This is a genomic window from Ruania halotolerans, from assembly GCF_021049285.1.
GTDB lineage: Bacteria > Actinomycetota > Actinomycetes > Actinomycetales > Beutenbergiaceae > Ruania > Ruania halotolerans.
Window position 1 is genome coordinate 2,545,975 of the sequence record NZ_CP088017.1, and the last position, 23,419, is coordinate 2,569,393.

The 23,419-nt window shown below is 65.4% G+C and carries 17 protein-coding genes and 3 rRNA genes; all 20 read right to left on the reverse strand.

What is annotated here, in order from left to right; all coding sequences use genetic code 11:
• Positions 1–2 precede the first annotated feature (2 nt).
• Positions 3–1,727: a DNA repair protein RecN gene (gene recN, locus LQF10_RS11265; protein WP_231063944.1), complete on the reverse strand. Its 1,725-nt coding sequence runs from the start codon at positions 1,725–1,727 to the stop codon at positions 3–5.
• The gene (locus LQF10_RS11270; protein ID WP_231063945.1) at positions 1,724–2,581 is read right to left on the reverse strand and encodes an NAD kinase; all 858 of its coding nucleotides are present in this window, start codon (positions 2,579–2,581) and stop codon (positions 1,724–1,726) included. Before LQF10_RS11270 ends, recN begins: the two co-directional genes overlap by 4 nt.
• A complete protein-coding gene (locus LQF10_RS11275) occupies positions 2,578–3,408 on the reverse strand; it encodes a TlyA family RNA methyltransferase (protein ID WP_231063946.1) in 831 nt (276 codons plus the stop codon). The genes LQF10_RS11270 and LQF10_RS11275 overlap by 4 nt, the downstream gene beginning before the upstream one ends.
• A complete protein-coding gene (locus tag LQF10_RS11280) occupies positions 3,408–3,560 on the reverse strand; it encodes a hypothetical protein (RefSeq protein ID WP_231063947.1) in 153 nt (50 codons plus the stop codon). The genes LQF10_RS11275 and LQF10_RS11280 overlap by 1 nt, the downstream gene beginning before the upstream one ends.
• A gap of 44 nt (positions 3,561–3,604) precedes the next feature.
• Positions 3,605–4,672, reverse strand: a complete 1,068-nt coding sequence (locus tag LQF10_RS11285) for an HAD-IIA family hydrolase (protein WP_231063948.1) — start codon at positions 4,670–4,672, stop codon at positions 3,605–3,607.
• On the reverse strand, positions 4,669–5,319 hold the full coding sequence (locus LQF10_RS11290) for a hypothetical protein (protein WP_231063949.1): 651 nt from the start codon (positions 5,317–5,319) through the stop codon (positions 4,669–4,671). The genes LQF10_RS11285 and LQF10_RS11290 overlap by 4 nt, the downstream gene beginning before the upstream one ends.
• Before the next feature lie 536 nt (positions 5,320–5,855).
• Positions 5,856–5,973, reverse strand: a 5S ribosomal RNA gene (gene rrf / locus LQF10_RS11295).
• Positions 5,974–6,141: 168 nt separating this feature from the next.
• Positions 6,142–9,262 (reverse strand): 23S ribosomal RNA (locus LQF10_RS11300).
• A 350-nt stretch (positions 9,263–9,612) separates the two neighbouring features.
• Positions 9,613–11,138, reverse strand: a 16S ribosomal RNA gene (locus LQF10_RS11305).
• The 16S, 23S and 5S rRNA genes sit together here, the layout of an rRNA operon.
• Before the next feature lie 668 nt (positions 11,139–11,806).
• Positions 11,807–13,075 carry a tyrosine--tRNA ligase gene (tyrS, locus tag LQF10_RS11310; protein ID WP_231063950.1) on the reverse strand — a complete coding sequence of 423 codons (1,269 nt, stop codon included), beginning with the start codon at positions 13,073–13,075 and terminating at the stop codon, positions 11,807–11,809.
• Between the two features lie 147 nt (positions 13,076–13,222).
• The gene (locus LQF10_RS11315; RefSeq protein WP_231063951.1) at positions 13,223–13,894 is read right to left on the reverse strand and encodes a DNA-3-methyladenine glycosylase; all 672 of its coding nucleotides are present in this window, start codon (positions 13,892–13,894) and stop codon (positions 13,223–13,225) included.
• The gene (locus LQF10_RS11320) at positions 13,891–14,466 is read right to left on the reverse strand and encodes an AAA family ATPase (protein ID WP_231063952.1); all 576 of its coding nucleotides are present in this window, start codon (positions 14,464–14,466) and stop codon (positions 13,891–13,893) included. Before LQF10_RS11320 ends, LQF10_RS11315 begins: the two co-directional genes overlap by 4 nt.
• Before the next feature lie 8 nt (positions 14,467–14,474).
• A complete protein-coding gene (gene argH / locus LQF10_RS11325; RefSeq protein ID WP_231063953.1) occupies positions 14,475–15,881 on the reverse strand; it encodes an argininosuccinate lyase in 1,407 nt (468 codons plus the stop codon).
• Positions 15,881–17,308 (reverse strand): argininosuccinate synthase, encoded by a 1,428-nt coding sequence (gene argG / locus LQF10_RS11330; RefSeq protein ID WP_231063954.1) that lies wholly within the window; start codon positions 17,306–17,308, stop codon positions 15,881–15,883. Before argG ends, argH begins: the two co-directional genes overlap by 1 nt.
• Complete coding sequence (locus tag LQF10_RS11335) at positions 17,305–17,838, reverse strand: arginine repressor (RefSeq protein WP_231063955.1); 534 nt, start codon at positions 17,836–17,838, stop codon at positions 17,305–17,307. The genes argG and LQF10_RS11335 overlap by 4 nt, the downstream gene beginning before the upstream one ends.
• A gap of 13 nt (positions 17,839–17,851) precedes the next feature.
• A complete protein-coding gene (argF, locus tag LQF10_RS11340) occupies positions 17,852–18,856 on the reverse strand; it encodes an ornithine carbamoyltransferase (RefSeq protein ID WP_231063956.1) in 1,005 nt (334 codons plus the stop codon).
• The gene (locus LQF10_RS11345; RefSeq protein WP_231063957.1) at positions 18,853–20,127 is read right to left on the reverse strand and encodes an acetylornithine transaminase; all 1,275 of its coding nucleotides are present in this window, start codon (positions 20,125–20,127) and stop codon (positions 18,853–18,855) included. Before LQF10_RS11345 ends, argF begins: the two co-directional genes overlap by 4 nt.
• On the reverse strand, positions 20,124–21,071 hold the full coding sequence (gene argB / locus LQF10_RS11350; RefSeq protein WP_231063958.1) for an acetylglutamate kinase: 948 nt from the start codon (positions 21,069–21,071) through the stop codon (positions 20,124–20,126). The genes LQF10_RS11345 and argB overlap by 4 nt, the downstream gene beginning before the upstream one ends.
• Complete coding sequence (argJ, locus tag LQF10_RS11355; protein WP_231067313.1) at positions 21,068–22,249, reverse strand: bifunctional glutamate N-acetyltransferase/amino-acid acetyltransferase ArgJ; 1,182 nt, start codon at positions 22,247–22,249, stop codon at positions 21,068–21,070. The genes argB and argJ overlap by 4 nt, the downstream gene beginning before the upstream one ends.
• Before the next feature lie 83 nt (positions 22,250–22,332).
• Positions 22,333–23,397, reverse strand: a complete 1,065-nt coding sequence (gene argC, locus LQF10_RS11360) for an N-acetyl-gamma-glutamyl-phosphate reductase (protein WP_231063959.1) — start codon at positions 23,395–23,397, stop codon at positions 22,333–22,335.
• Positions 23,398–23,419 lie beyond the last annotated feature (22 nt).

Genomic DNA, 23,419 nt, shown 5'->3' on the forward strand with positions numbered 1-23,419 from the left:
CCCTATCGTCCCACGACCGGTCGTTCCAGGAGCTCTGCGGCATGCCGCAAAGCAGTCTCGGAGAGAGGGTCCCCGGAGAGCATTCTGGCCAACTCTGCCTCCCGGTCTGGGCCCTCCACCCGCCGGATGTCGCTGTTGGTCACCGCGCCTTGGTGAGCTCCTGAGGTCTTCATGACCACAAGATGACGATCGGCGAAGGCTGCCACCTGGGCGAGGTGTGTGACCACGATCACTTGGGTATGACGGGCCAGCTCGGCGAGCCGGCGCCCCACTTCCACTGCTGCCTGTCCACCGACCCCGGCATCGACTTCATCGAAGACGAACGCGGGCAGCGTGCCACCGGGCGTGCTCGCCTGCTGACGTGCCATGGCGACCTCGAGGGCGAGCATCACCCGGGAGAGCTCCCCGCCGGAGGCTCCCTTGGCGAGCGGACGTGCCGGCGCTCCAGGGTGCGGCGTGAGACTGAACTCGACATCCTCAGCGCCCCACGGGCCGAGAGCGCTGCGCTCGTGCAGGGCGACGCTCAGATGCGCCCCGGACATCGCCAGTCCGGCCAGTTCCGCATCCACCGCCTCGGCCAGGAGACGGGCGGCGTGCCGTCGCCCCTGCGTGACGGAGGCAGCCGCGTCGCGCTCATCGCTCTCCAGTTGCTGCAGCTCGGTGTCCAGGGCGTCCCGGCCGGCGCCTGGGGCGGTGAGTGCTGCCACCCGGGCCCGAGCGTCCTCGGCGAAGGCAAGCAGCTCCACGAGCTCACCACCGTCGGTATAGGTGCGTGCAGCCTCGGTGAGTGCCGAGCGCCGCGTATGAACCTGGTCGAGCCGCTCAGGATCGGCTTCCAACCCGGTCACATAGCTGCCGATCTCGGTGAGCACATCGGACAGTTGGTAGGAAACAGTGTCCAGCCGCCCGCTCCAATCGGCGAGAGTCTCGTCGTGATCGGCGGCGGCTGCCAACGACCGGCGTGCGTGGTCGACCAGCGCCAGGGCACCCTCCGGAGCATCTGGATCCTCTGCCCCGCCCAGTGCTCGATGAGCGTGCTCTGCAGCAGCACGCAGGTCTTCTACATTGCCAAGCCGCTCCGCCTCGGCACGAAGCTCGGCGTCCTCGCCCGCTCGCGGTTCCAAGGCGTCGATCCGTTCCAGCGCACGCTGGAGCCGATCCAACTCCACCTCTCTCGCCTGGCTGTCGGCGTCCCAACGTTCAAGAGCACGCTGCGCATCCTGACGCTGCTGATGCAACCGGCCGTACAGCGCCAGGTTCTGCGCATGCTCCGGGCCGGCGAATACGTCCAATGCCTGGCGCTGAAGCGCCGGCGAACGGAGGCGAATCTGTTCACTCTGTCCGTGCACGGTCACCAGTTCGTGACCGAGTTCGGCGAGTAGACCCTGGGGTACCGACCGTCCGCCTAGATGAGCACGGGATCGGGTGGGCGCAAGCGTACGCACCACCAGGAGAACGCCATCGTCGAGCATGGCACCGGCGTCGGCAGCCACGCTCAGGGCAGTGTGATCCTGCGGCGGAGCGAACCGGCCCTCCACGGAGGCAATCTCGGCACCAGGTCGGATCGACCCGGGGTCTGCCTTGCCACCGAGCAGCAGGCCCAGACCTGTCAGGACCATCGTCTTGCCCGCACCGGTCTCACCGGTGATCACGGTCAATCCGCGGTCGAGCTCGATCGTGGCAGACTCGATCACGCCGAGATCGCGGATCTGGATCTCTTCGATCACAACGTCTCCTCTCCCCCGCGCCAACCGGCCACCGGGAGATTGAACTTCCCGACGAGCCGGTCAGTGAAGGGCGCGCGGTTGAAGCGTGCCAGTCGCACGCGTTCGGAGCCGCGAACTACGTCAATTCGTGACCCGGGCGGTGCATCGATCCGGCGCCGGCCATCACACCAGATCACAGCGGAAGTGAAACTGCGGCTGAGTATTTCGACAGCCATCCGCGAGTTGGGGCCAACCACAAGCGGTCGAGCGAACAGACTGTGCGCACTGATCGGCACCAGGAGCATGGCGTCGACGTCTGGCCATACGACCGGACCTCCGGCAGAGAACGCATACGCAGTCGATCCGGTCGGGGTAGCCATCACGACCCCGTCGCAGCCGAACGTGGACAGCCCCCGGTCGTCGATTCCGATGGCAACTTCGACCATTCGCTCCCGTTCGGCCTTTTCGACACTGACGTCGTTGATTGCCCACCCGTGCGCGGGCTCGCTCTCATCGGGCCGGGTCACGGCGACGTCCAGGGTGATCCGCTCTTCGACGAGGTAATCACGTGCAGCTGCGCGGGAGACCACGTGCGAGACGCGGTCCACTTCGGATTCGGCAAGGAAGCCGACGTGGCCGAGGTTGATTCCGACGAGTGGCGTCTCCCGGCCGCGCACCAACTCAGCCGCACGAAGAATGGTGCCGTCCCCGCCGAGAACGATCACCAGCTCGAGATCGATGCCGGGGGCTGCGGTCATGTCCTCCTCGGTGACCGGAGCCATTCCGTGTGCTCGCAACTCGGTGGCCACCTGCTCAGCGGCCCGCTGTGCCGCAGGTCGCGTCGGGTGGGTGAGGATCAGGACGTTTCGCGTCATCGACTGTCTCCTGCGGGGCCTGCTGTGATCGCATCTGCCACCATCGTCAGGACCGCCTCCTCGTCAGTTGCTACGCCGGCGCTCAGGTGGACGAAGTACTCCACATTGCCACTCGGGCCTGGTAACGGACTCGCGACCACTGCTCGCAGGGCGAGTCCATGTTCCGCGGCGGCGCGCACCACTGTGCGCACAGCCTCGGCGTGCAGCGCTGGGTCCCGGACCACGCCGCCGGCACCAAGGCGGTCCTTGCCCACCTCGAACTGAGGTTTGACCATCAGTAGCAGGTCCGCCTCGGGTGTGGCCACCGCAACGAGGGCGGGCAGCACCAGAGTGAGCGAGATGAACGACAGATCCCCCACGATCAGGTCCACCTGCGGCTGCACCGTTTCCGGGTCGATCGCACGAATGTTCGTACGGTCCATGACCGTCACCCGCTCATCGGTGCGTAGTTCCCAGGCGAGCTGCCCATACCCCACATCCACGGCCACGACGTGGGCAACGCCTCGTCGCAGTAGCACGTCGGTGAACCCACCGGTGGAGGCACCGGCGTCGAGCGCTCGGCGCCCGCTCACCTGCGGAGCGGCCGCACCCAGGGCATCGAGTGCACCGGCGAGTTTGTGCCCGCCGCGGGAGACATACTCCGGGGTGCCGTCGGAAGCGTCGAGAACCCGAACGGGGCGGGCAGGGTCGAGCTGCGTGGCAGGTTTGCTGGCCGGACTACCGTCGAGTAGGACACGGCCGCCGTCGATCAGTTCCGCAGCGTGCTGACGCGACCGAGCCAGGCCACGTCGCACAAGTTCGGCATCGAGCCGGGCACGACGAGCCATCAGTTCTCCGCCTGGGCGAGGCGGTCCTGGAGCAGATTGTGGACGTGTTCAAACGCGTCGACGTGCTCGGGAAGCGGTTGGTCGCCGCCGAGGCGCTCCAGTGCCGCAAGGGCCGCTGCGAGATCTCCGGTGGCATCGTCAGTGGTCGACACGGGCACTCCCTTCCTCCTGCAACGCTACCTGGCCGGGCGCCCGCTCAGTCGGAGATGAGCTGGACCGGCCGTTCGTCCTGAATCAACACAGTGTCCGTACCGGAGGCATCGCTGGCGTCCCACGCGGCCGCAGCGCCAGCTCGGAACTCGTCCATGCTCACGCGCGTGTCACCGAACGCCAACTCGGCTTCTCCCCGATGCAGCATCACCCGCCCGTCCCGGACGAGCGCAATCGCTCCACGACACGTCCACATGCTGCCCGTGCGGAGCGGCTGCGGGTGCGCCTCGGCAAGTCCGCGCAGATCACGAGCGAGGAAGTTCGGTCGCTCACACGGCGCCGCACGCAGGACCTCATTGATGCCGTCGACCCCGGTCAGCACGTGCAGACCAGGGAAACCGGCGGCAAGTGCGCCGGCAAGGTCGGTGTTCAAACGGTCGCCGACCACCAGCGGGCGCCGGGCGCCGGAGCGTTCGGCGGCCTGCTGAAAGATCTCTGGTTGTGGCTTGCCCGTAGAGCGAGGGCGTACACCCGTGGCATGGACAACTGCAGCCACGAGCGAGCCGTTCCCCGGGGCCATCCCCCGTTCGGTCGGCAACGTCGCATCGGTGTTGGACGCGATGAATGTGGCGCCGCCGTTGATCGCGTAGACCGCCTCGGCCAGGTCGGACCACCCGAGAGTCGGTGCGAATCCCTGGACCACCACCGTGGGGGCCTCACGGGCCGAATCGACAACCGTGAGCCCCTCGGCAAGCAGTGCTTCACGGAGCCCATCGCCGCCAATGGCCAGCACTCGTGTCTGCGCATCAGCCTCCGACGCGACGAGAGCAGCAGCAGCCTGTGCTGCGGTCGTCACCTCTTCGGGTCCGGTGGGCACCGCCAGGTCGGTCAAGTGCCGGGCTACCGTCTGAGGTGATCGCGCGGCGTTGTTCGTGACGAACATCGTGCCCATCCCGACCTCACGTGCTGTCGCGACAGCGTCAGCGGCATGGGGCACGTCCTGCGCGCCCCGATAGACCACACCGTCAAGGTCGAGCAGCGCAACATCGAACGCCTCCTGCAGGGGGCGTTCGCTTCCTATCAACGTCGCCCCGCTGGCCCCGTCCTCGGTCATGGTGAGCCCTCCTCCTGCTCGAACCCGTCGATCTCGCCGAAGACCACGTCGTCGTCCCCCACCTCCGGCTCAGGCAGGCTCGCCGCCAACTCATCCGCTTGCGCTGTTCGCCCGAGGGCGCGCAGCACGGCCACCTTGGCTTCTGCGACACGCATCCCGGTCTCGCCACCGGCGCTGGCCACAAGGGGCTGCTCGAGGAGCAATAGCGCTGCATCAGGTTGGTCGAGATCGAGGCGCGCGCCACTGGCAACGATGGCGAGCTCGATCCGATCGTCCGGCGTCATCGCCGCACTCGGCGGTGCGGACGCCAGCGCGAGCGCCCGCTCGGGCCTGCCCAGACCCCGTTCGCAGTCAGCCTCAATGGGCCGCATGCCGTCGACGCCGCTGAGCCGGCGAACAGTGCGAATCTCCCGCAGGGCCTCGGCGTATCGCCCCGTGGCGTACGCAGTCAGGGCAACCGCTTCGCGGACCACGTCCACGCGACCTGCTCGGCGGGAAGCGGCGTGCGCGTGAAGGTAGGCAGTTTCAGGATCTGAATCGAGCAGGCTACCGGCCATGATCAGATGCCGGGCAACTCGTTCGGCATTGTCCTTTGCCAGGGTGCGCAGCCTCCCGCGCGCGTCACGGTCGAGCTGGTCCCAGGTCACGGACTCCTCGAGCGGAGGATCCTGTGGCCGATCGTCCTGCGGCGGCCGGGACTCACCACGAGGTAGGGGGCGCCGCTGGTCACCGTCAGGCCGGGAACGATCACCAGCAGGGGACCTAGAACCGTCCCGACGCGGCCCGCCACCCCGCTGTGGAGCGTTCGGGCGCCCAGATTCATACGCCGCGCCACGACCGCGGCTCGCCCCGCCAGTGCGACTCGCGCCGCCCCTCGGCGCACTGCTACCGCGGTCCGGGCCGCCACGCGATGCAGCACTTCGACCACGGCCGTTGCCGGATCCATTCGCCTCGCGCCGACCGTGGGCTTCGCCCCGGCTATTCGAACCGTTACGCGCGGTACCGGAGCCTTCCCGGTCGGGCCGGCGACGTTCTTCGTCCTTCGGCTCCTGAGCCATGGGCGCTCCTCACTGTTCACGATGACGCCAGGAATACTACCCGGCCCAGGACGCAACAAGGGCCACCGGGTGTGCCCTCACGTTGTGTGGTGGGGGTGTCCCTGGTGGCCCTTGTTGGAATGGGTGTCCGGCGGTGTCCTACTCTCCCACACCCTCGCGAGTGCAGTACCATCGGCGCTGAGGGGCTTAGCTTCCGGGTTCGGAATGGGACCGGGCGTTTCCCGCCTCGCTATGGCCGCCGTAACTCTATGGAGATATCACACCCCACGGGTGTGGGGTGTTGCGGTGTCACCACCCTTTGGTGGTCCCTGTTCCCCGGATTGGTGTCCGGGGTTCTGGGACCAGGGGGTGGTGTGCCGGTATCTCGGGAACCGCACAGTGGACGCGCACATGAATTCTTTGATGTGTGTTGTGGTAAGTCATCGGCGTATTAGTACCGGTCAGCTTCACACCTTTCGGTGCTTCCACGTCCGGCCTATCAACCCAGTGGTCTAGCTGGGAGCCTCTCACACCTCGAGGGTGTATGGAAATCTCATCTTGAAGCAGGCTTCCCACTTAGATGCTTTCAGCGGTTATCCCTTCCCAACGTAGCTAACCAGCCGTGCTCCTGGCGGAACAACTGGCACACCAGAGGTTAGTCCGTCCCGGTCCTCTCGTACTAGGGACAGCCCTTCTCAAATTTCCAACGCGCGCAGCGGATAGGGACCGAACTGTCTCACGACGTTCTGAACCCAGCTCGCGTACCGCTTTAATGGGCGAACAGCCCAACCCTTGGGACCAACTCCAGCCCCAGGATGCGACGAGCCGACATCGAGGTGCCAAACCATGCCGTCGATATGGACTCTTGGGCAGGATCAGCCTGTTATCCCCGGGGTACCTTTTATCCGTTGAGCGACGGCGCTTCCACGAGCCACCGTCGGGTCACTAGTTCCGACTTTCGTCCCTGCTCGACATGTACGTCTCACAGTCAAGCTCCCTTGTGTACTTACACTCGCCACCTGATTGCCAACCAGGCTGAGGGAACCTTTGAGCGCCTCCGTTACTTTTTAGGAGGCAACCGCCCCAGTTAAACTACCCACCAGGCACTGTCCCTGATCCGGATCACGGACCGAGGTTAGGAATCCAGAACGACCAGAGTGGTATTTCAACGTTGACTCCACACCCGCTGGCGCGGGCGCTTCACAGTCTCCCACCTATCCTACACAAGCCGTACCGAACACCAATACCAAGCTATAGTAAAGGTCCCGGGGTCTTTCCGTCCTGCTGCGCGTAACGAGCATCTTTACTCGTAGTGCAATTTCGCCGAGTTCGCGGTTGAGACAGCAGAGAAGTCGTTACGCCATTCGTGCAGGTCGGAACTTACCCGACAAGGAATTTCGCTACCTTAGGATGGTTATAGTTACCACCGCCGTTTACTGGGGCTTAAATTCTGAGCTTCGCTCCGAAGAGCTAACCCGTCCTCTTAACCTTCCAGCACTGGGCAGGCGTCAGTCCGTATACATCGTCTTGCGACTTCGCACGGACCTGTGTTTTTGATAAACAGTCGCTTCTCTCTGGTCTCTGCGGCCATCCACGCATCCCCACCGCAAGGGTGGATCACGCTTCAGGCCCCCCTTCTCCCGAAGTTACGGGGGCATTTTGCCGAGTTCCTTAACCACGATTCACTCGATCGCCTTGGTATTCTCTACCTGACCACCTGAGTCGGTTTAGGGTACGGGCGGCTAGAACCTCGCGCCGAGGTTTTTCTAGGCAGCATAGGATCACCCAATCATCCAGCATACGCTGTCACCATCAGTTCTCAGGCTTCATGAGGTACGGATTTACCTATACCTCGCCCTACAACCTTGGACGTGCCAAGCCATAAGACACGCTGGGCTACCTTCCTGCGTCACCCCTGTTAATACGCTTACCTACTACCGGTTCGGGTCACGCGCTACGACTACACGTCCCCCGAAGGGGATCTAGCAGCTTTCGGGCGTTTAGCATCACCGGGCTCGGTATGGGCGGTTCTTCGCCGGTACGGGAATATCAACCCGTTGTCCATCGACTACGCCTGTCGGCCTCGCCTTAGGTCCCGACTTACCCAGGGCGGATTAACCTGGCCCTGGAACCCTTGGTCATTCGGCGGACGGGTTTCTCACCCGTCATTCGCTACTCATGCCTGCATTCTCACTCGTGTGGCGTCCACGGCTGGATCACTCCGCCGCTTCACTCGCCACACGACGCTCCCCTACCCATCCACACACCTGGACCTACCCCACAAGGGAGCAAGCCAAGTAACGCATGAATGCCACAGCTTCGGCGGTATGCTTGAGCCCCGCTACATTGTCGGCGCAGAATCACTTGACCAGTGAGCTATTACGCACTCTTTCAAGGGTGGCTGCTTCTAAGCCAACCTCCTGGTTGTCTGTGCAACTCCACATCCTTTCCCACTTAGCATACGCTTAGGGGCCTTAGCTGGTGGTCTGGGCTGTTTCCCTCTCGACTACGAAGCTTATCCCCCGCAGTCTCACTGCCACGCTCTCACTTACCGGCATTCGGAGTTTGGTTGACGTCAGTAACCTGGTGAGGCCCATCAGCCATCCAGTAGCTCTACCTCCGGTAAGAAACACGTGACGCTGCACCTAAATGCATTTCGGGGAGAACCAGCTATCACGAAGTTTGATTGGCCTTTCACCCCTATCCACAGCTCATCCCCCCAGTTTTCAACCTAGGTGGGTTCGGTCCTCCACGCGGTCTTACCCGCGCTTCAACCTGGCCATGGATAGATCACTTCGCTTCGGGTCTAGAGCACGCGACTAAGTCGCCCTATTCGGACTCGCTTTCGCTACGGCTTCCCCACACGGGTTAACCTCGCCACGTACCGCTAACTCGCAGGCTCATTCTTCAAAAGGCACGCTGTCACCCCAACTAGGGAGGCTCCAACGGATTGTAAGCATTCGGTTTCAGGTACTATTTCACTCCCCTCCCGGGGTACTTTTCACCTTTCCCTCACGGTACTTGTCCGCTATCGGTCACCAGGTAGTATTTAGGCTTACCAAGTGGTCTTGGCAGATTCACACGGGATTTCTCGGGCCCCGTGCTACTTGGGATACTCATTAAGAGGACACGCAATTTCGTCTACGGGAGTCACACCCTCTATGCTGGACCATTCAAGATCCTTCGACTATCACGCGACTTTGTAACTCTTCGCCAGTTCGGCAGAACCAGCCAATGAGTCCCACAACCCCACAAGTGCAACGCCTGCCGGCTATCACACACCCATGGTTTGGCCTGATCCGATTTCGCTCGCCACTACTCTCGGAATATCTTTTCCTGTGGGTACTGAGATGTTTCACTTCCCCACGTTCCCTCCACACACCCTATGTGTTCAGGTGCAGGTAACCGGGCATGACCCCGGCTGGGTTTCCCCATTCGGAAATCCTCGGATCAAAGTTCGTTTGCCAACTCCCCGAGGCTTATCGCAAGCTACTACGTCCTTCTTCGGCTCCTGGTGCCAAGGCATCCACCGAATGCTCTTAAAAACTTGACCACAAAAAATCAAAGATGCTCGCGTCCACTGTGCAGTTCTCAAGCTACCGACGATCCCCACCACCAACCAACCACACAGGTCAGCCAGCGCATAGGCCCGCAAAGGTTCCAAACCCCACCAACACGGGTTCGTTGCCTCAGACACCCAACAGTGTGTTCGCACCCACCAGCCAACGCCCCACAACCAGACCCCCACACAGGAGAACCCGGCCACGAAACAACCAGCAAGTACGCGATTGATGTTCCACCCATGAGCACCACCCCCGGAACACATGCCCGAGGCGTGGCCACTGCCCACCAACCACCCCCACCACAACGGGCGAGGCACAGCCAGCGAGAGTTGCTCCTTAGAAAGGAGGTGATCCAGCCGCACCTTCCGGTACGGCTACCTTGTTACGACTTCGTCCCAATCGCCAATCCCACCTTCGACAGCTCCCCCCACAAGGGTTGGGCCACCGGCTTCGGGTGTTACCGACTTTCATGACGTGACGGGCGGTGTGTACAAGGCCCGAGAACGTATTCACCGCAGCGTTGCTGATCTGCGATTACTAGCGACTCCGACTTCATGGGGTCGAGTTGCAGACCCCAATCCGAACTGAGACCGGCTTTCCGGGATTCGCTCCACCTCACGGTATCGCAGCCCTTTGTACCGGCCATTGTAGCATGCGTGAAGCCCAAGACATAAGGGGCATGATGATTTGACGTCATCCCCACCTTCCTCCGAGTTGACCCCGGCAGTCTCCTATGAGTCCCCACCATTACGTGCTGGCAACATAGGACGAGGGTTGCGCTCGTTGCGGGACTTAACCCAACATCTCACGACACGAGCTGACGACAACCATGCACCACCTGTATACGAGTGTCCAAAGAGGCTGCTATCTCTAGCAGATTCTCGTATATGTCAAGCCTTGGTAAGGTTCTTCGCGTTGCATCGAATTAATCCGCATGCTCCGCCGCTTGTGCGGGCCCCCGTCAATTCCTTTGAGTTTTAGCCTTGCGGCCGTACTCCCCAGGCGGGGCACTTAATGCGTTAGCTGCGGCACGGAACCCGTGGAATGGATCCCACACCTAGTGCCCAACGTTTACGGCATGGACTACCAGGGTATCTAATCCTGTTCGCTCCCCATGCTTTCGCTCCTCAGCGTCAGTAGTGGCCCAGAGACCTGCCTTCGCCATCGGTGTTCCTCCTGATATCTGCGCATTCCACCGCTACACCAGGAATTCCAGTCTCCCCTACCACACTCTAGTCTGCCCGTACCCACTGCAGGCGCGAGGTTGAGCCTCGCGTTTTCACAGCAGACGCGACAAACCGCCTACGAGCTCTTTACGCCCAATAATTCCGGACAACGCTTGCGCCCTACGTATTACCGCGGCTGCTGGCACGTAGTTAGCCGGCGCTTCTTCTGCAGGTACCGTCACCGCAAGCGGCTTCTTCCCTACTGAAAGAGGTTTACAACCCGAAGGCCGTCATCCCTCACGCGGCGTCGCTGCATCAGGCTTTCGCCCATTGTGCAATATTCCCACTGCTGCCTCCCGTAGGAGTCTGGGCCGTGTCTCAGTCCCAGTGTGGCCGGTCACCCTCTCAGGCCGGCTACCCGTCGTCGTCTTGGTAGGCCATTACCCCACCAACAAACTGATAGGCCGCGAGCCCATCCCTCACCAAAAAATCTTTCCAAACCCCACCATGCGGCAGGACCTGAATATCCAGTATTAGACGCCGTTTCCAGCGCTTATCCCAGAGAAAGGGGCAGGTTACTCACGTGTTACTCACCCGTTCGCCACTAATCCACGGTGCAAGCACCGCTTCATCGTTCGACTTGCATGTGTTAAGCACGCCGCCAGCGTTCGTCCTGAGCCAGGATCAAACTCTCCGTAAAAAGCTGAACAGACACCCCCAACCAACAAAGACCAAGGGCGCCAACAACCATACGAAAACAAATCCCAGCCAGATGCACACCCCCAACGGAGCAGAAGCGCACACCCAACCAATAAAAAACTGGCATCAATCACTACAAACACACTGTTGAGTTCTCAAACAACGAACGCGCACCGCCATGAACCCGATCCTGGATCCCTGCCCGGGGCAACCGCTCCACCCTACTCGGCCTGGGGCCTGCTCGTCAACACACCGACCAGATCAATCATCTGCATCTGGACGTTGAGCCGAGAACGGCCGAACCGTGTCGGATGTGATCGTCAGCCTAGCTGTCCGATCATGCTCCGCCGGGACCGTCCACCGTATCGGTGTCCGTTGCTCCCTGGCGGGGCGACGTGATGAAACATTACGGGCCCGTGAACGCGGGGTCAAATCCGAGTGGCGCTGCGGCAACCTGGTCGGTCGACCTCGTCTGTATGCCCGCTGACCTGCAACGATACGCGTTGCAGGACCGGATCCTGGCCCCGGCCGGCTGCTCCGTCGAGGCGGGACGTGACACGCCTCACTCTCGCTCCGCGAGGCGCCTTCGCCATGCCGGCCAGGTGCCCGAGATGAGCCCCGAGCCAGGCGCCGCTCGTATAGGTGAGGCGGTGCCTCGCCCGTGCCAGATCAACCGGAAATGACGGCCATGGATCGTCGTCCGCGGCGGACGAGCGCCACACCTCCGGGCAGAAGGTCCGCGTCGGCGATCACACGGTCCCCGTCGGTGACCTTTTCGTTGTTCAGGTATGCACCGCCGTCACCGACGACGCGACGTGCCGCATTGCGCCCCTTCTCCAGACCAGCCGCCACGAGGGCATCGACGATGGTGGTCTCCCCCACCGTGATCCGTCCGCGCGGCACCTCGGCCACAGCATCCGCCAGGGTGTCTGCATCCAACTGGCGAAGATCCTCGGCGTCACCACCCCCGAAGAGCGCAGCCGAGGCGGCCTCCACTCGTTCGGTCGCCTCCGGACCGTGAACCACTGTGGTCACCTCTCGGGCCAGCGTGCGCTGCGCCATCCGGGCGCTGGGGTTGCCCTCCACCTCGGCGGCCAGCTCCTCGATCCGCTCCCGGTCGAGAAAGGTGAACACCTTCAGGTAGCCGACCACGTCCGCGTCGGCCGTATTCACCCAGAACTGGAAGAAGGCGTACGGGCTCATCATGTCCGGAGCCAGCCAGACAGCTCCACCCTCGGTCTTACCGAACTTGGTGCCGTCGGCCTTCGTGATCAACGGGGTAGTGAGCGCATGGACCGAGACCCCGTCGGCCTTGTGCACCAGATCCACCCCGGACAGGAGGTTGCCCCACTGGTCACTACCGCCGGTCTGCAGGGTGCAGCCGTACCGCCGGTGCAACTCAAGGAAGTCCATCCCCTGCAGGATCTGGTAGCTGAACTCGGTGAAGCTGATGCCCTCGTCGCTGTTCAACCGGCGCGCCACCGTGTCCTTGGCGAGCATGGTTCCCAGCCGGTAGTGCTTGCCGACGTCGCGCAAGAAGTCGATCGCCGAGAGCGGTGCCGTCCAGTCCAGGTTGTTCACCATCTGCGCCGGGTTCTCCCCCTCGAAATCGAGGAACCGTGAGATCTGTGCGTGGAGTCGCTCGGTCCATTCGGCCACGACCTCTTTGGTGTTCAGAGTGCGCTCCCCGGACATCCGTGGATCGCCAATCATGCCAGTGGCTCCACCCACGAGCGCGATGGCCCGGTGCCCGGCGTTCTGCAGGTGCCGCAACAGCATGAGTTGCACGAGGTGCCCGTGATGCAGGCTCGGGCCGGTCGGATCGAAGCCCGCGTAATAGGTCACCGGTCCCGTCGAGAGCGCCTCGGCCAACGCCGAGAGGTCAGTGGACTGCGCGATCAGACCGCGCCAGCGCAACTCGTCGAGGATGTCGTTCACGGGGGCCTTCCTCATCTCATGGCCGGCCGAGCCGGTCTCGGCCGCACCCGCACCAGCCTAGAGCCCGCTGTTGAGTTCTCTCGACGTGCAGATGCCGCCTGGCGTACAGCCGCGAATCCTCACGCGGCACCGCCTAGCGCGCGCAGGTCAGCGAGTGCGTGGGCCTGCGCGGAATGGTGAGACATGCGGATCGCCGTCGATCCAGTAGCGCCATGGGTAGGCATCTGTTCCGGCGATCCCGGAGACCCCGACGCGTGGTCCGGTACGAGTCTGCCCCTGTTCCATCGTGGTCGTCAGCACCAGCTGCCCAGTGGCGTCGTCGGCGGTGGTCACGGGCAGCCCGGACGTGACCTGAAGGTCCAGTCCATCGTCAGCCAAGGTCAGCCCGAGCACGACGGCCAGCCGCGCCGGGCCACGAGCAAGGTCCTCCGAACGCCGGCACACACCCGAATCGAGTCGCCGCTGCCAGGCGAGTTCCTCACCTGCCACCACCTCACCGGCCCGCAGCAGCACCGCCGTCGCTGTCCCTTCCGGGGAACACACGACGTTCACGCAGTGGTGCAGGCCGAGGTGACGGTAGACATATACGTGCCCCGGCGGGCCGAACATCGTGGCGTTCCTAGCAGTGCGGCCACGGTAGGCGTGCGAACCGGGGTCGTCGCCGCCCCGATAGGCCTCCACCTCGACGATCCGCACCGCTACCCGATCCGCCCCGGTTCCGCGCGAGATCACAGCTCCGAGCAGCGCGGGGGCGACCGCAGTGGAGGGCGCACTCAGATCCAGCGGCTCGGGTGGGTCGGTCTGGGCAAGCCCCGTCATTGGCGCAACCGTCCGAACGCGTCGACATGCAGGTCAGCAATATCGGCCGTGCGTGCCTCAGCAAACAGGTCCGCCTCGTCCGCCATCCAGGCGCGCCAATGCGGTTCTGCGGCTGTCCCATCGCGCGCCAGGCCACGCGCGAGCCGCACATCGTCGGCCGCTTCGACCCACACGATCACACTGAAGAACGGGCGGGTGTTGGCGCGTACGCAGCCCACGCCTTCCACCACGACTGTGCCCTCGGCAGGGACGTCGCGCTCCTCTGCGAGTTCCTCGGCATGCCAGTCGTACCGCCGGTAGCGGCCCACACGGCCGAGCCACAGCCGAGCCAGGATCTCCCGCCGGAGCCGGTCCGCCGAGTCACGCAGCCCGGACCAACCGAGGTAGAGGTCGTCCATATGCACGACCGTCGCATCCAGCTCCGCTACGACGGCGCCCGCCAAAGTCGTCTTGCCCGATCCGGCAGGGCCGTCAATCGCCACGATGGTGGCATCGCCGCAACGAGGGCCGGCGGCGCGGGCCGCCGCAACGACGGCCTGCACCGTTTCGGCAGGAGGATTCACCTCAGTCACGGCGGAGGTCAGCGCAGCGCTGCCGCGCGTGCCTTCGCCGCTTCGAGTTGCTCGGCCACGCGGACCGGGGCAGTGCCACCGACGGCGTCCCGGGAGGCCAGCGATCCGTCCACGCTAAGCACCTCACGCACCGCCGGGGCCAGGTGCTCACTGATCCCAGCCAGGTCGGCATCGGTGAGGTCCCACAGCTCGATGTCTCGCTCCTCGCACACCCGCACACAGTGACCAGCGATCTCGTGTGCCTCGCGGAAGGGCACGCCTTGGCGGACCAGCCACTCGGCGATATCTGTGGCCAGGGCGAATCCCTGCGGTGCCAGCTCAGCGAGCCGGTCTGTGTGGAAGGTCAGCGTGGCGACCATGCCCGAGACTGCGGGGAGTAGCAGGGCGAGGGTGTCGACGGCGTCGAACACCGGCTCCTTGTCCTCCTGCAGATCCCGGTTGTAGGCCAGCGGCAGACCCTTGAGCGTGGCGAGCAGTCCGGTCAGGTCACCGATGAGGCGCCCGGCCTTCCCGCGGGCCAGCTCGGCCACATCCGGGTTCTTCTTCTGCGGCATGATCGAGGAGCCAGTCGAGTACGAGTCGTGCAAGGTGACGAAACCGAACTCCTTGGTGGCCCAGATGATCACCTCTTCGGAGATCCTGGAGAGGTCCACGCCAATCATGGCGGCCACGAACGCGAACTCGGCCACGAGGTCACGCGAGGCCGTGCCGTCGATGGAGTTCTCCACCGGCCCGTCGAAGCCCAGTTCCGCGGCCACCGCTGCCGGATCCAGTCCGAGCGAGGAGCCCGCCAGTGCACCGGACCCGTACGGGGAGTACGCGGCCCGCGCATCGAAATCGCGGAGCCGGTCCACATCGCGCAGCAGCGGCCACGCGTGGGCGAGCAGGTGATGGGCCAGCAGCACCGGCTGGGCGTGCTGCAGGTGCGTACGGCCGGGCATGGCGGCACCGAGGTGTGCCTGCGCCTGGGCACACAGCGCATCCACCACGTCCAGGACGCCGTCAGCGATCACCCGGGAATGCTCCCGCAGGTACATCCGCACCTGGGTGGCGATCTGATCGTTGCGAGACCGACCGGCACGCAGCTTGCCGCCGAGGGCGGGGCCGGCGCGCTCGATCAGTCCACGTTCGAGCGCGGAGTGCACATCCTCATCCTCCAGCGCAGCGACGAAAGCACCGGAGGCGACGTCCGCGTCGAGTTGGTCCAGCGCGGTCAGCATGGCGTCCAGCTCGGCCTCGTCCAGCAGCCGGGCGCCGTGCAGCACGCGGGCGTGCGCTCGGGAGCCGGCGATGTCATACCGGGCCAACCGCCAGTCGAAGTGGGTGGACTTACTCAATGCGGCCAGCGCATCGGCGGGGCCACCGCTAAACCGGCCGCCCCAGAGTGCCCCGGAACCGCTTGTGTGCTCGCTCATCAGTCCGACCCCGACTCCCAGGCTGCGTGCTCCAGCGCCGTCTCGTCGCCTGTGGCGGACGGGTTCGCCGAGATGGTCTCGGCCCCACCGGTCGGCAGCTCACCGAACAACGTGCCGTTTTCCACCAGCACCTGCCCCTGGTCGACTGGCTGCTGAGCGTACATCTCCAACTTGGCACGGGAGTCGGCGATGTCCAGGTTGCGCATGGTCAACTGCCCGATGCGGTCAGTCGGGCCGAACGCCGCGGACTCGGTGCGCTCCATCGAGAGCTTCTCCGGGTGGTAGGAGAAGTCCGGGCCCTCGGTGTTCAGGATCGTGTAGTCCTCGCCGCGACGAAGCCGCAGTGTGACCTCGCCGGTGACGACGGAGGCAATCCACCGCTGGATCGACTCGCGGATCATCAGCGCCTGCGGGTCCAGCCAGCGCCCCTCGTAGGACAACCGGCCCAGCCGCCGCCCCTCGGCGTGATAGTTGGCAATGGTGTCCTCGTTGTGAATGGCGGCCACGAGCCGCTCGTACGCGATGTGCAGCAGCGCCATCCCGGGGGCCTCATAGATGCCACGGGACTTCGCCTCGATGATGCGGTTCTCGATCTGGTCGGACATGCCGAGCCCGTGCCGGCCACCGATGGTGTTCGCCTCGTGCACGAGGGCGACCGCGTCGGAAAAGCGCGTGCCGTTGATGGCCACCGGCCGGCCGCCCTCAAACGAGATGGTCACGTCCTCGGCCTCGATCGCTACGTTCGGGTCCCAGAACTTCACACCCATGATCGGGTTCACCGTCTCGAGGGAGACGTCGAGGTGCTCCAGCGTCTTCGCCTCGTGTGTGGCCCCCCAGATGTTCGCGTCGGTGGAATAGGCCTTCTCGGCGCTGTCCCGGTACGGCAGGTTGTGCTCGACGAGCCATTCGCTCATCTCCGAGCGGCCGCCCAGTTCGCTCACGAACGCCGGGTCCAGCCACGGCTTGTAGATGCGCAGGTTGGGGTTGGCGAGCAGACCGTAGCGGTAGAACCGCTCGATGTCGTTGCCTTTGAAGGTGGAGCCATCGCCCCAGATCTCCACGCCGTCGGCCTGCATGGCGCGCACCAGCAGGGTGCCGGTGACGGCACGCCCGAGCGGGGTGGTGTTGAAGTAGGCGCGCCCTCCGCTGCGGATGTGGAACGCACCGCACGCGAGCGCCGCGAGACCTTCCTCGACCAGTGCGGCCTTGCAGTCGACCATGCGGGACAGTTCCGCGCCGTATTGGATGGCTCTGCCCGGCACCTTGTCGATCTCCGGCTCGTCGTACTGGCCGATGTCCGCGGTATAGGTGCACGGGATCGCCCCGTGGTGACGCATCCAAGCCACCGCGACCGAGGTGTCCAGACCGCCGGAGAAGGCGATCCCCACCCGTTCGCCGACCGGTAGTTCCGTCAGTACCTTGCTCACTGGTTCTCCTCAGGGGTGGTGGTGTCTCGATCGGGATCGCGGCCGCTGGCCAGATCCAGGAAAAGGTGGGCAACGGCGGTTCCGCCATCAGGTTCGGCGGCGATCACCAGCACTGTGTCATCTCCGGCGATCGTGCCGATCACCGGAGGCAGGACGGAGTGGTCGATCGCCGACGCTAAGAATTGTGCCGCGCCGGGCGGGGTGCGTAACACCACCAGGTTGCCTGACGCCTCGGCAGCAACCAACAGTTCGGTGCACAACCGGGCCAGGCGTGCGGCGAGTTGTTCGGTATCGGCAGCGCCGTACCCGAAAGGTCCTTCCGGCGGCAAGGCGTAGTGCTGGTTGCCGTCCGCGCCGCGCACCTTGTACGCACGCAGCTCATCCAGATCGCGGGACAAGGTGGCCTGGGTGGCAGTGACGCCCCGCTCGGCGAGCTGTGTCTGTAATTCTCCCTGGGACCGTACCGTTGCGGCGCTGATGACCTCGTGGATCAGCGCGTGCCGGGCAGCCTTGGTCGCGGGGATACTCATCGGCTCCTCGTGCTCATCGCTGTCCCAGCAGCCAGGTCAAGATCGCCTTCTGGGCATGCAAGCGGTTCTCCGCCTCGTCCCACACCCGGGAGGTCGGTCCCTCAAGAACCTCCTCGCTGATCTCCTTCCCGCGATAGGCGGGCAGGCAGTGCAACACGATGGCTGGATGATCTGCGGATCCGGCGAACGCGAGCAGGTCGGCATTCAGCTGGTATGGCACGAAGGGGCGCTCCCGGTCAGCCTTCTGTTGCTCCTGGCCCATCGAGACCCAGGTATCCGTGGCTACCACGTCTGCCCCGGTGACGGCGGCCGTCGCCTCGGCCACGACGGTCACCGAACCGCCAGTTCCGGCGGCGATCGCGGCGGCACGCTTCACCACGCCTGAGTCGGGCTGGTAACCCTCCGGTGCCCCGATCCGTACGTGCATCCCGGCGAGAGCCCCACCAAGCAGATAGGAGTGCGCCATGTTGTTCGCGCCGTCGCCGACATAGGCGAACGTCCGGCCGGCCAGGGCCGGGCCCTCGGGAGCAACGCCGCCGGTGTGCTCGGCGATGGTGAGCAGATCGGCCAGGATCTGGCACGGGTGATAGTCGTCGGTGAGGGCATTCACCACCGGGACTCCGGCGTGGGCAGCCATCTCCTCCAATGCCGACTGGGCGTAGGTGCGCCAGACGATCGCCGATGTCATCCGGCCGAGTACCCGAGCAGTATCCGGAACGGACTCGCGCACACCGACCTGGGCGAGAGTTCCGTCCACCAACATCGGGTAACCACCGAGCTCGGCGACACCGGCGGTGAATGAGGCCTGCGTGCGCAGCGTGGGCTTGTCAAAGATGATCGCCACGGACTGCGGGCCGGCGAGCGGCTTCACCGGGTACTCCCCCGCAGCGCGATCCGCCTTGAGCACAGCGGCCAGCTCGAGTACCTCGCGCTGTTCAGCCCAGGTGAGATCGTCGTCGGCCAGAAAATGCCGCAGTGTCGAGGGTTCGTCCGGCGAGGCGTTCGTGGACTCGGTCATGACTGCGTCACCTTCTCAAGGATCTGGGGCAGGGCATCGGTGAAGGTCTGCGCCTGCTCGGTGGTGAGGATCAGGGGTGGCGCCAGGCGCAGCGCGTCGGGGGCCACAGGGTTGATGATGAACCCCGCCTCCAGTGCGGCACGGGCAGCGGCCGGGGCCACGGCTTCAGTGAGCTGGATGGCGAGGAGCAACCCCTCGCCGCGGACCCCAGCGATCAGCGGGTGACCGAGCCCGGCGACCGTCTCGGCGAGCATGGTTCCGGTGGTGCGGACTCGTTCGAGGAGACCGTCGCGTTCGATCACATGGATGGTGGCCAGGGCGGCTGCGGCGGCCACGGGATTACCGCCGAAGGTGGTGCCGTGCTGGCCGGGGCCCAGCAGCGTGGCGGCCTGCTCAGTCAGCGCCACCAACGCACCGACAGGGAATCCACCGCCCAGGCCCTTCGCGAGGGTGATCACATCCGGGACCACACCACCACCGATGTGATCGTGGTGGTGGCCCATCCACTCTCCCGTGCGGCCCATCCCGGTCTGCACCTCGTCGAGGATCAACAGGGCGCCGTGGGCGTGCGTGATCTCGCGTGCCGCAGCCAGATACCCCGGCGGCAGTGGCCGCACACCCGCCTCGCCCTGCAGGGGTTCAAGCACCAGCGCCGCCACCTGGTCCCCCTCGACGGCGAACGCCTGCTCGAGTGCGGCAAGGTTTCCGAACGGCAGGTGCTCCACCCCGCCCGGTAGCGGCTCGAAAGGTTCTCGGTAGGACTGCTTCGCCGTCAACGCCAGGGCACCCATGGTCCGGCCGTGGAAGGCCCCCTCAAGGGCGAGGATGCGCGGCCGGCCGGTGCCGCCGTGGCGGCGTGCCAGCTTAAAGGCCCCCTCCAGCGCCTCGGTGCCGGAGTTGGTGAAGAAGGTGCGGGCCGCCGTCGGGCGTGGACCGGTGACCACCAGCTCGGCGAGGCGTTCCGCCAGGGCGACCTGCACCGGTGAGGCGAAGAAGTTCGAGATGTGCCCAAGCGTGCCGAGCTGGGCCGAGATCGCGCCGGTGAGGGTGGGGTGAGCGTGGCCCAGGCTGTTCACGGCGATGCCGGCGAGCAGGTCAAGATAGCGGTGGCCGTCCGCATCCCAGACGTAGCACCCCTCGCCCCGGGTGAGCACCCGCTGCGGGGCGCCGAAGGTGTTCATCAGCGCGCCGGTATAGCGGCCTGTCCACTCGGCCTGGGTGAGCGTGGCGTCGGGACGTCCGGCCCCCGGAATCTCAGTGAGGTCACTCATACGGGCGTCTCCTCGTGTGCGGTAGGGGTGACCATGGTGCCCACACCTGAGTCGGTGAAGATCTCCAGCAGCAGCGAGTGTGGCTGGCGCCCGTCGATCACGTGCGCACGCGGCACTCCACCGATGACGGCGCGAAGGCACGCCTCCATCTTGGGCACCATTCCCGAGGCGAGCGTGGGCAGCAGGGTACGCAGGCTCTCGGCGTCGATCTGGCGGATCAGGGAACTCGTGTCGGGCCAGTTCCCGTACAGCCCCTCCACATCAGTGAGCACGACGAGCTTCTGGGCACCCAGGGCGGTGGCCAGTGCGGCGGCGGCGGTGTCGGCGTTCACGTTGAGCACGTCCCCGGGGTTGTCCATATCCGGCGCGATCGTGGAGATTACGGGGATACGGCCGGCAGCCAACAAGTCCTGGACGGCCCGGGGGTGCACCTCGATCACATCACCCACGAGACCGACGTCTACCGGTTCGCCGTCCACCACGGCCTGGCGCTTACGGGCCGCGAACAGGCCGCCGTCCTCCCCGGAGATCCCGACGGCGAGGGGTTCAGTGGCGTTGAGGCTGCTCACCAGATCCCGTTGCACCTTGCCGGTGAGCACCATGCGGACCACGTCCATCGTCTCCCGGGTGGTCACTCGCAGCCCACCACGGAACTCGGACTCGATACCGAGCCGGGTCAGCATGGCCGAGATCTGCGGGCCTCCCCCGTGCACGACGACGGGCTTGAGCCCGGCATACCGGAAGAACCGGATGTCCTCAGCGAAGGCACGCTCCAGATCAGCATCGACCATCGCATTGCCGCCGAACTTGATCACCACGACGGCACCGGCGAAGCGCTCCAGCCAGGGCAACGCCTGGATCAGCACTTCGGCCTTCTGGTCCGGGCGCAGATCGGTCTCGGTGTTGAAGACGAAGGTCTCGGAGGTGGGGGTTGTCTCGCTCATGTGGAGTACGCGCTGTTCTCGTGGACGTAGTCGTGGGTGAGGTCGTTGGTCCACACCGTGGCGGACGCGGTACCGGCGTGCAGGTCGATCAGGATGCGTACCTCGCGCTCGGCGGCCAGATCCACCAGGGACCTCTCGGCGGCCGCCGCCCCTGCCTGGCAGATCGTCACGCCATTGATGGAGACGTCCACCTGGTCGGCCTCGAACGGTGCGATCTCGACCGGCACGGTGCCCACCTGAGCCAGGATCCGGCCCCAGTTCGGGTCGTTGCCGAAGACGGCGGCCTTGACCAGGTTCGAGCGGGTGACGGCACGTGCGACAGCAAGCGCGGCATCGGTGCTCGACGCCCCGGTGACCTCGACGGCGATGTCATGTGAGGCACCCTCGGCGTCGGCGACCAACTGCCTGGCCAGATCGGCACACGCTGCCGTCAACGCCTCGGCCAGCTCGTCCTCGCTCGGCGTCACGCCACTGGCACCGGAGGCGAGCAGCGCCACCGTGTCCGAGGTGGACATGCAGCCGTCGGAGTCCACCCGGTCGAAGGTGACCGAGGTGGCCGCGTGCAGCGCGCGTTGTGCGATCGCCGGATCGACTACGGCGTCAGTGGTGATGACGCTGAGCATCGTGGCCATCGCGGGGGCAAGCATCCCGGCCCCTTTGGCCATCCCGCCCACGCTCCACCCGTCGCGGACCACGTGGGTGGTCTTGGGGACCGTATCGGTGGTCATGATGGCGCGGGCGGCGTCCGGCCCCCCGTTCGCCGTGAGGGCGGCTGCGGCAGCGTCCACGCCCGGCAGCAGCTTGTCCATCGGGAGCCGCTCACCGATGAGACCGGTGGAGCAGACCAGCACATCGGCGGCGGAGACACCGAGAGCCTTCGCGGCGCGTTCGGCGCTGTGGTGGGTGTCGGCGAACCCTGCAGGCCCGGTGCACACGTTCGCACCACCCGAGTTGAGCAGCACGGCTTCGACCACACCGTCGGAGACGACCTGGCGCGACCACAGCACAGGCGCGCCCACCACACGGTTCGTGGTGAACACCGCCGCACCGACCTTGGCAGGTCCGTCATTGACGACGAGGGCCACATCCGGGCTGCCGGAGGACTTGAGCCCGGCCGTGACACCCGCGGCACGGAACCCGGCGGGGCTGGTGACACCGTGGGGGTTCCTCGCGGTCACGGAGTTTGTCGCCGCGCCCGACTCCGGTACCTCACTGCGGTACACCTCGTCCCTCGGCGTCCCTTCGTGGGGGTTCCTCGCGGTCACGGTGCCACTCCTTCAGTGGTCAGGCCCATCGCTTCGGGCAAGCCGAGAGCGAGGTTCATGGACTGGACGGCCCCGCCGGCGGTGCCCTTGACGAGGTTGTCGATGGCACAGATGGTCACCACCCTGCCTGCTCGCTCGTCGACGGCGACCTGCACCAGGGCGGTGTTCGCCCCCGCGGTGGCGGCCGTCGTCGGCCACTGCCCCTCCGGGAGGAGCTGAACGAAGGTCTCCCCGGCATAGGCCCGCTCCCAGGCGGCACGCACCTGGGCGGGCGTGGCGCCCGGGGCGAGGGGCGCCGTCGTGGTGGCGAGGATTCCGCGGGACATCGGGACCAGCACGGGAGTAAAGGAGAGACCCACCTGACTCGCACCAGCCAGACGGAGGTTCTGCTCGATCTCCGGGACGTGCCGATGCGTGCCGCCGACGGCGTAGGGCGCGGCCGAGCCGATCCCTTCTGCGGCCGTCAGGTGCGCCTTCATCGCCTTCCCGGCGCCCGAATAGCCGACCGAGAGGACGGCCACCACATCGCTGACATCGATCACGCCGGCGGCAACGCCCGGCTGAATGCCGAGTGTGACGGCGGTGACGTTACATCCCGGGACCGCCACGTGCGTTGCGGTGGCCAGCGCCTGCCGTTGCCGGGCCGGGCCGGTCTCGCCGGCGTGCAGGAGCTCGGGCATCCCGTAGGGCCAGCTTCCCACATGGTCACTTCCGTAGAAGGCCTTCCAGTCGGCGGCGTCGGTGAGGCGGTGATCTGCACCGAGATCGAGGATGAGGGCGTCCGAGCCGGCCTCTTCGAGCTCCGCAGCGATGGCTCCCGAGGCACCGTGCGGGAGACCGAGGACGACCACGTCGTGGCCGAGCAAGCGCTCGGCGGTGGTGGGCATGAAGGTCCGCTCGGCGACCGCACGCAGATGCGGATGGTGGGAACCGACCGGCTCACCGGCGTTCGAGTGCGCAGTGAGCGCGCCGATCTCCACCTCGGGGTGCGCGAGAAGCAGGCGGAGCGTCTCGCCGCCCGCGTACCCGCTGGCACCCGCGATCGCGACAGATACAGTCATATGAATAACTATACATGGAGCA

Coding starts and splice junctions, on each gene's coding strand:
- LQF10_RS11270 (WP_231063945.1), bottom strand. CDS start 2,581: ATGACGCGAAACGTCCTGATCCTCACCCACCCGACGCGACCTGCGGCA.
- LQF10_RS11275 (WP_231063946.1), bottom strand. CDS start 3,408: ATGGCTCGTCGTGCCCGGCTCGATGCCGAACTTGTGCGACGTGGCCTG.
- LQF10_RS11285 (WP_231063948.1), bottom strand. CDS start 4,672: ATGACCGAGGACGGGGCCAGCGGGGCGACGTTGATAGGAAGCGAACGC.
- LQF10_RS11315 (WP_231063951.1), bottom strand. CDS start 13,894: ATGACGGGGCTTGCCCAGACCGACCCACCCGAGCCGCTGGATCTGAGT.
- argH (WP_231063953.1), bottom strand. CDS start 15,881: ATGAGCGAGCACACAAGCGGTTCCGGGGCACTCTGGGGCGGCCGGTTT.
- LQF10_RS11335 (WP_231063955.1), bottom strand. CDS start 17,838: ATGAGTATCCCCGCGACCAAGGCTGCCCGGCACGCGCTGATCCACGAG.
- argF (WP_231063956.1), bottom strand. CDS start 18,856: ATGACCGAGTCCACGAACGCCTCGCCGGACGAACCCTCGACACTGCGG.
- LQF10_RS11345 (WP_231063957.1), bottom strand. CDS start 20,127: ATGAGTGACCTCACTGAGATTCCGGGGGCCGGACGTCCCGACGCCACG.
- argB (WP_231063958.1), bottom strand. CDS start 21,071: ATGAGCGAGACAACCCCCACCTCCGAGACCTTCGTCTTCAACACCGAG.
- argC (WP_231063959.1), bottom strand. CDS start 23,397: ATGACTGTATCTGTCGCGATCGCGGGTGCCAGCGGGTACGCGGGCGGC.